The sequence below is a fragment of the Arenibacter lacus genome, assembly GCF_008711145.1.
GTDB classification, from domain to species: domain Bacteria; phylum Bacteroidota; class Bacteroidia; order Flavobacteriales; family Flavobacteriaceae; genus Arenibacter; species Arenibacter amylolyticus.
Genome location: NZ_VVIN01000151.1, coordinates 1 through 1838, shown reverse-complemented (window position 1 = coordinate 1838; position 1838 = coordinate 1). Strand labels below are relative to the sequence as shown.

Here is a 1838-nt window from a genome sequence, read left to right as displayed (position 1 = left end):
AATCGGGGTTTTTGGAACCAATGAAGGCTTGGAAGATGATCCGGATGGATTCTTCTTGCCTCCTCCAAAACCAAGATTGCACGAGCTGTTCTATATAGAGGGTGCCAAGAAATCGGGAATACCGGTAATTCCAGGTCGACTCTCCATGCTAACAAAAAAGCTGAACAACGATAGGGGTGTTTGTTTTTATTGCGGACAGTGTTCTAGGGCGTGTTCCGTATATGCTGATTTCTCAGCAGGAACCTGTTTAATATTTCCTGCGCAGAAGAGCGGTGGAAAGGTTAAGATTTTTGTAAACTCCGTTGTTCGTGAAGTTACTACAAACGAAGAAGGAAAAGCTACGGGAGTATCCTATATTAGTAAGGACGATCGTAAAGAATATAAACTAAAGGCAAAGGTGGTGGTCCTTGCAGCTTCTGCATGTAGCTCCGCAAGAATCCTATTGAATTCCAAGAGTAAGCAACACCCTAACGGATTGGGGAATAGCAGTGACCTTATTGGAAAGTATTTGCACGACTCCACGGGGGCTAGTAGAGCAGGTTTTATCCCTGGTCTTATGAATAGAAAAACTTCCTATAACGAAGACGGCGTAGGAGGTATGCATGTATATTCACCCTGGTGGGGAGATAACTCCAAACTAGATTTCCCAAGGGGGTACCATATAGAAGTCTGGGGTGGTATGGGAATGCCTAACTATGGTTTTGGATATAATCCCAACGACTTCAATAAATTCTTCGGCCTAAAAGTTGGAGGATATGGAGACAGCCTACGAGACGATGTTAAGAAATACTACGGATCCGTAATAGGTTTCGGAGGTAGAGGGGAAGGTATTGCCAGAAAGGACAATTACTGTGAAATAGACCCAACTACCGTAGATCAATATGGAATCCCAGTATTGAAATTTAACTATAAGTGGTCCGATTTTGAACGTAATCAGGCGAAACATATGCAGGATACCTTTGAGGAGTTGATTCACAATATGGGTGGAATACCCTTAGGAGATAAGCCTGGTAAGGAAAATGATTATGGTTTGGAAGCACCTGGTAGAATTATCCATGAGGTGGGGACCACCAGGATGGGGAACGATCCAAAAACCTCCGTGACCAACAAATTCCAACAACTACACGATGTAGATAATGTGTTTATTGTGGATGGCGGACCGTTTGTTTCCCAGGCCGATAAGAACTGTACCTGGACTATTATGGCGCTGTCTTGGAGAGCGTCAGATTACATTATCGAACAATTGAAACAGCAAAATATCTAGAAGATGGATAGGAGAAAAAGTATACAAACAATGATTTTGGGCGCCGGTGCCGCTGGTTTGGCGTTTCACGGGTGTACCCCGGAAACAAAAGCACCTGCTGAAGAAGAAATAATCAAAGGAGCTGAAGGTTTCTACGGAAGAACACCAGAAGAATTGGAGCGCGATGCCAAGTTGCATGAGGAGCAGCTTTTTAACGAGCACGAGATGGAGACCATCGCTGCCCTAAGCACCGTAATCCTTCCACCAAAAGAGCCGTTTGGCGGACCTATTGAAGCAGAAGTGCCCGAGTTTATCGAGTTTATCGGGAAAGACCTTCCTACTATGCAGATGACCTTGCTGGGCGGATTAATGTGGTTAGACCATAAGAGTAATACAGAATTTGGTGTCGAGTTTAAATCGGCCACCTTGGATCAGCAAAAGCAGATCTGTGATACCATTTGCTACCACGATCCTGAGGTACCATTAAATCAGCAGCCATTGGAAATTCAGTTTTTCCATATGTTCCGCGGACTTACCGTAACGGGATATTATACTTCCAAAGTAGGGATTGCAGATTTGGGGTATAAGGGAAATA

Annotated in this window: 2 protein-coding genes; both read left to right on the top strand. The window is 44.1% G+C overall.

Features of this window, described 5'->3' with window-relative positions; translation table 11 throughout:
- Positions 1 to 1264 (top strand): GMC oxidoreductase (locus tag F1E73_RS16860; RefSeq protein ID WP_150452646.1); only part of this gene is annotated, 1264 nt, incomplete at its 5' end.
- A gap of 3 nt (positions 1265 to 1267) precedes the next feature.
- On the top strand, positions 1268 to 1838 hold a 571-nt coding region (locus tag F1E73_RS16855), incomplete at its 3' end, for a gluconate 2-dehydrogenase subunit 3 family protein (RefSeq protein ID WP_150452645.1).